General features: G+C 57.8%; 5 protein-coding genes and 1 tRNA gene. 4 read left to right on the plus strand and 2 right to left on the minus strand.

The window, feature by feature from the left end; translation table 11 throughout:
- Positions 1-128: 128 nt before the first annotated feature.
- Positions 129-605 (minus strand): thioredoxin-dependent thiol peroxidase, encoded by a 477-nt coding sequence (gene bcp / locus HMPREF2779_RS07685; protein ID WP_005508643.1) that lies wholly within the window; start codon positions 603-605, stop codon positions 129-131.
- Positions 606-824: 219 nt separating this feature from the next.
- On the opposite strand from bcp, the gene HMPREF2779_RS07690 reads away from it, so the two are divergent.
- Positions 825-897 (plus strand) — tRNA-Lys (locus HMPREF2779_RS07690).
- Between the two features lie 544 nt (positions 898-1,441).
- On the opposite strand, the gene HMPREF2779_RS07695 is transcribed toward HMPREF2779_RS07690, so the two are convergent.
- On the minus strand, positions 1,442-1,981 hold the full coding sequence (locus HMPREF2779_RS07695; RefSeq protein ID WP_070685098.1) for a hypothetical protein: 540 nt from the start codon (positions 1,979-1,981) through the stop codon (positions 1,442-1,444).
- A 462-nt stretch (positions 1,982-2,443) separates the two neighbouring features.
- On the opposite strand from HMPREF2779_RS07695, the gene HMPREF2779_RS07700 reads away from it, so the two are divergent.
- The 3 genes from HMPREF2779_RS07700 to ilvC all read left to right on the plus strand — a co-directional run bounded on the left by HMPREF2779_RS07700 (position 2,444) and on the right by ilvC (position 6,050).
- Complete coding sequence (locus tag HMPREF2779_RS07700) at positions 2,444-4,246, plus strand: acetolactate synthase large subunit (protein WP_070685100.1); 1,803 nt, start codon at positions 2,444-2,446, stop codon at positions 4,244-4,246.
- The gene (gene ilvN / locus HMPREF2779_RS07705) at positions 4,246-4,746 is read left to right on the plus strand and encodes an acetolactate synthase small subunit (RefSeq protein WP_070685102.1); all 501 of its coding nucleotides are present in this window, start codon (positions 4,246-4,248) and stop codon (positions 4,744-4,746) included. The genes HMPREF2779_RS07700 and ilvN overlap by 1 nt, the downstream gene beginning before the upstream one ends.
- A 275-nt stretch (positions 4,747-5,021) precedes the next feature.
- Positions 5,022-6,050, plus strand: a complete 1,029-nt coding sequence (gene ilvC / locus HMPREF2779_RS07710) for a ketol-acid reductoisomerase (protein ID WP_070685104.1) — start codon at positions 5,022-5,024, stop codon at positions 6,048-6,050.
- Positions 6,051-6,291 lie beyond the last annotated feature (241 nt).

Genomic DNA, 6,291 nt, shown 5'->3' on the forward strand with positions numbered 1-6,291 from the left:
ACCAGGAACCAAGGTTCTCCAAGCCTTAAAAGAAGCCCTCATAGGGCAAAAAGTCCGCAAACACGCCGAACAACAACCCCCTCAAGAAGTAACAGAACGGCGATACGCAAACCCCAGAAAACGTGACTCTACTTCGGGTCAATACCCAAATCACGACGCAATTTCGCCACATGACCCGTCGCACGCACATTGTACTGAGCCACAGAAATAACACCCTGCTCATCAATCACAAACGTCGAACGAATCAGGCCCTCATATACCTTGCCGTAATTCTTCTTCTCACCCCACGCACCATACGCCTCAGCCACCGCATGATCAGCATCAGACAGCAGCGGGAACGTTAACGACTCCTTCTCCACAAAACGAGCAATAGCCGCCGGCGAATCCGGAGAAACACCCAACACCACGTAACCCAACGACTTCAACGAGGCCAAATTATCGCGGAAATCGCACGCCTCCTTAGTGCAACCCGGAGTCGACGCCTTCGGGTAAAAATACAAAATCACCTTGCTGCCCGCATAATCACTCAGACTGTGCTCCTTACCCGAAGCGTCAGCAAGGGTAAAAGCAGGCGCCGGGGTACCCGGCTCAAGACGAACGCTCATCAATAACTCCTCAAAACATCAACAGGGAACAGCAGGGGAGCGGTGGATGCGCCCCACACAGTACCAAGGGCGGACGCGCCCCATGCAATACACACAGTCTAGTGTCCCACACACCCCACCCAAACAATGTGTCCAGACTCACGTCAAATCAACTTGCGCACACCACAAAAACTCGCGTATAGTATTTTTCTGTTGCAAGGGAAACCTTGAAACAAGCAAGCGCCTCTAGCTCAATTGGCAGAGCAATTGACTCTTAATCAATGGGTTCTGGGTTCGAGTCCCAGGGGGCGCACTTCAAAGAAAATCCCGCTGATTCTTCGGAATCGGCGGGATTTTTGCGTTCCCTCAGTAAATGCAGTTTTGTCGTGCGAGGTGCATATTATCCTCTTTGCTCCTGCATGGGACCCGTCCTCGCAGAGCTCGGACACCCTGATGTCGCGGCAGAGGATATATGCACCTCTGCGTGTATCGGTATTCGGGGTACGCTTCGGTCCCGTCGGGGTTGCGGTAGATGTGCGGTGGTTCAGTATGTGTGCCCCGTGCCTAGCGAACTATGGCGGGGGAGGCTGTCGCCTTTTAGTCTGTTGCCTGGTGGTTGGGTGTTTTGCGTGTAGGGCTGTCGCCTTTTAGCGTGTTGCTTGGTGGTCTGGTGCGCGCCGAGGTGCCGGTGCCGTCCGTAGCGACATCAGGGTGCCCGAAGCGAAGCGAGGGTGGGTGCCCCTGTAGGAGCGAGGATGTGCACCGCCCCTCAAGCGTTCAACATGGTTGCGTGCAGGCATGCGAAAGCCCGCCACCGTCACAAGACAGTAGCGGGCAATCATTTCAAAAAGTCTCTGTTACAGGACCGGCCAAATCCGCGTCACAAACTCGCGGAAATCCTCCACATCCTTACCCTGCTCCAACAAACCAACGCCAAAACGAGTTGCAACCTCAACATTATCCTCAAACGACAAATAAAACGAGCTGCCATTCACCGACTCAAGCGTCACCGCATCATCACCCACACGATACGCATGCAGAGCATTTGTATTATCAATCGTCGTCGCCGTACCCGCAGGCGTCAACGCCGGCAAATTCACCGGAGCAATAATCACCTCATCAGGCGCATCTTGATACCCAACAATAAAATGTTGCTGATCAGGAGACTGATGCAACGCCAAATCAGGATTACGGTAAACAGCACGGCCCGTCGCATACACCAAATTGTATGCACCGTAATTAATAATCTGCTCGTCAAAAACCGGGTGCAGAACCCGAATGAGTTCCTCACCCGTCAAAAACTCGCTACTCTCAACAGAGTTACGGGGGTCGATAACCTCTGCGTACTTACTTGCTTCGGTCAGCTCATCAGCGACCGTGATAATCGGTTCGGTCATAGCATCAGTCTACCGGGGCAACCAACGAAGGTCACGAGTATTCGCACATATTACGCCCAATGACATCCAAAAAAGCGAGTTTTTCTCACCCGTTCAAAAACCAGCGCCAGAATCCACGCACACGCTCAAGGTGTCCACATCATGAAAGAAGAAGGTTGACTTGGGGGTTTCCGTGTAAAAACCGCCACGACACCCCATAGAGATTTGACTCACCCCCTCCCGGGGCTTCACCATAGAAGGGTGAAGACAGCAATGTACCAGCGAATTATCAACCTTGTACTCGTCGCCTAGGGCGCGCAACAGGGTCAATTCACTGCGACTAAGCGCCCCTAACGCTACCACCAACAGCGAGGGGTATTTTTTATAGCTTGGCACCCCCGGGCATAGGACACGTGAGGATCACACAACCCCCACGCAAAACATTGAATACAACGAAGAACCATTAAGACACGAGGCATTTCCATGACCATGGGATTTTCCACTTCTGATGACGCGGCAAACGCTCCCGCAGAACGCATGACCGGTTCTCAGGCAATCGTCCGCACCCTCGAAGACCTGGGTGTGACTGACGTATTCGGCCTGCCCGGCGGCGCAATTCTGCCGACCTATGACCCCCTGTACGACTCCAAGAAGGTCCGCCACATCCTGGTCCGCCACGAGCAGGGCGCAGGCCACGCCGCTCAGGGCTACGCAGTGTCCAGCGGCAAGACCGGCGTGTGCATCGCAACCTCCGGCCCCGGCGCAACCAACCTGCTGACCGCAATCGCAGACGCAAACATGGACTCCATCCCCCTGGTTGCAATCACCGGCCAGGTGTCCACTAAGCTGCTGGGCTCTGACGCATTCCAGGAAGCTGACATCGTCGGCATGGCAATGCCCATCTCCAAGCACTCCTTCATGATCACCGACCCGCAGGACATCCCTCGCGCGCTCGCAGCAGCATTCCACATTGCATCCACCGGCCGCCCCGGCCCCGTGCTCGTGGACGTCACCAAGGACGCACAGGTCGGCATGATGGAATACCGCGGCATTCCTGAGGACCTGGAGCTGCGCGGCTACACCCCCGTCACCCGCGGCCACTCCAAGCAGATTCACGAAGCAGCTAAGTTCATCACCGAATCCAAGCGCCCCGTCTTCTACGTCGGCGGTGGCCTGGTTCGCGCAGGTGCTTCCGAAGAGTTCCACAAGCTGGCTAAGCTCATCGGCGCACCCGTCGTCACCACCCTCAACGCAATCGGCGCGTTCCCTGACTCCGACCCCCAGAACCTCGGCATGCCCGGCATGCACGGCACCGTCCCCGCCGTGACCGCAATGCAGAAGTCCGACCTGCTCATCACCCTCGGCGCACGCTTCGACGACCGCGTCACCGGCAAGGTCGACTCCTTCGCCCCCGAAGCCAAGGTCATCCACATCGACGTTGACCCCGCCGAAATCTCCAAGATCCGCTTCGCAGACGTGCCGATCGTCGGCGACCTCAAGTACGTGCTGCCCGAACTGATCGAGCTGCTCTCCACCGAGTTCGCAGACCAGCTGCCGAACCTCACCGAGTGGTGGAACGAACTCAACGCAATCCGCAAGGAATACCCCCTCGGCTACGAAAAGCCCAAGGATGGCCTCGGCTCGCCCGAATACGTCCTCGAGCGCATCAGCGCCCTCACCGGCCCCGACGCATACTACGTCACCGGCGTTGGCCAGCACCAGATGTGGGGTGCACACTACATCCAACAAGAAAGCCCCCGCCACTTCGTCAGCTCCGCAGGCCTGGGCACCATGGGCTACGGCGTACCCGCAGGCATGGGCGCAAAGGTCGCACACCCCGACTCCACCGTCTGGGTCATCGACGGCGACGGCTGCTTCCAGATGACTAACCAGGAACTGGTCACCTGCGCACAGAACAACATCCCCATTAAGGTTGCCATCATCAACAACTCCTCCCTCGGCATGGTGCGCCAGTGGCAGACCCTGTTCTACGACGAACGCTACTCCAACACCGACCTGAAGGACGGCCACGGCACCGTACGCATCCCCGACTTCGTCAAGCTCGGCGAAGCATACGGCTGCGCAACCTTCCGCTGCGAACGCGACGAAGACGTGGACGCAACCATCAAGGCTGCCCTCGAAATCAACGACCGCCCCGTCGTCATTGACTTCACCGTCAGCCCCCACGCCCTCGTCTGGCCCATGGTCCCGGCAGGCGTATCTAATGACAAGATTTGGATTGCGAAGAACACTTCGCCCGAGTTCGATCGTGAGGGAGAGAACTAATGGCTCTGCACACTCTGTCCGTTCTGGTAGAAGACAAGCCGGGCGTTCTCACCCGCGTCTCCGGCCTGTTCTCCCGCCGACTGTTCAACATCCTCTCCCTGGCTGTGGGTCCCACCGAAAACCCCGGTGTCTCCCGTATCACCGTGGTCACCGAAGGTGACGCACACACCATGGAGCAGATCACCAAGCAGTTGAACAAGCTCATTCACGTGCTCAAGGTCGTTGAACTGCCCGCCGAATCCTCCACCCAGCGCGACCACATCCTGATTAAGGTCAAGGCAGACCCCGTAGTCCGCCTGCAGATCGTTCAGGCAGTCACCCTGTTCCGCGCATCCGTGATTGACGTTTCCCCCGAGTCCGTTGTCATCGAGGCAACCGGCTCCCAGGAAAAGCTCAACGCACTGCTGGAAGTACTGGAACCCTTCGGCATCCGCGAAATCGTTCGCGCAGGCACCATCGCCCTGGCACGCGGCCCGCGCGCCATGAGCGAACGCATCTAGCGCACCCCACGCTACCCCTGTAGCAGCACTCCCGCCCGCACCACCGAAACCACATATTCGCAGTGTGGGCGGGGGAGCGCCAGGTACTGAAAAGCTCGGTGCAGTAAACCCCGGTACCGAAAATCCCGGTACCCACCCCGACCAAGCAGGGTACAAAGACTTCCAGCCAAAATCTGAGAAGTACTCTCGTAAACCTGTACCCCAAAAGCTATCAAGTAGAATAGTCAATGTTGAGCCCAGCCTGGGCCGCATACCAAACTTACTGAGGAGAAGAAATGGCAGCAACCATTTTCTACAACGACGACGCAGACCTCTCCCTGATCCAGGGTCGCACCGTAGCAGTTATCGGCTACGGCTCCCAGGGCCACGCACACGCACTGAACCTGCGTGACTCCGGCGTGAAGGTCATCGTCGGTCTGTCCGAGGGCTCCAAGTCCCGCGCCAAGGCTGAGGCAGAAGGCCTGCGCGTCGCAACCGTCGCAGAAGCAGCAGCAGAAGCAGACGTCATCATGATCCTGACCCCGGACCAGGTCCAGGCAAAGGTCTACGCAGAGAGCATCGAGCCGAACCTCAAGCCCGGCAACGCACTGTTCTTCGCACACGGCTTCAACATCCGCTTCGGCTACATCACCGCACCCGAGGGTGTCGACGTTGCAATGGTTGCCCCCAAGGGACCCGGCCACACCGTCCGCCGCGAATACGAAGCAGGCCGCGGCGTTCCCGCCCTGGTCGCAGTCGAGAAGGACGCATCCGGCGAAGCACTCGCACTGGCACTGTCCTACGCAAAGGGCCTCGGTGCAACCCGCGCAGGCGTCATCAAGACCACCTTCACCGAAGAGACCGAATCCGACCTGTTCGGCGAGCAGGCAGTCCTCTGCGGCTCCACCTCCCAGCTTGTCCAGTACGGCTTCGAGGTCCTCACCGAAGCAGGCTACCAGCCCGAAATTGCATACTTCGAGGTCCTGCACGAGCTCAAGCTCATCGTTGACCTGATGATCGAAGGCGGCATCGCTAAGCAGCGTTGGTCCATCTCCGACACCGCAGAGTACGGCGACTACGTCTCCGGCCCCCGCGTAATCTCCCCCGAGGTCAAGGAAAACATGAAGGCTGTCCTGGCAGACATCCAGAACGGCAACTTCGCAAAGCGCTTCATGGAAGACCAGGCTGCAGGCGGCCCCGAGTTCAAGGAACTGCGCGCAAAGGGCGAGGCACACCCCATCGAGGCAACCGGCCGCAAGCTGCGCGAGCTGTTCTCCTGGAATTCCGCAAACGACGACTACACCGAAGGTTCCGTCGCTCGCTAAACGGTAGCTCAGCAATAGCTTTCTAAGAATCCGGCGTTCCACTTCTCACCCCGCTATAGGGGAGGGGTGGGGCGCCGGATTCTTGCTGTTTCAGGCCCAATAACAACACTCGACAAATATGTGATGCAGTTCATGCTCACTCGAGTTGCGGGTACTTGCGGAATGCCGTATAGTATTTACTTGTTGCAGGGGAAGCCCTGAAAAACAAATAAGCGCCTCTAGCTCAATTGGCAGAGCAATT

The organism is Rothia sp. HMSC069C03 (assembly GCF_001811075.1).
Lineage (GTDB): Bacteria > Actinomycetota > Actinomycetes > Actinomycetales > Micrococcaceae > Rothia > Rothia mucilaginosa.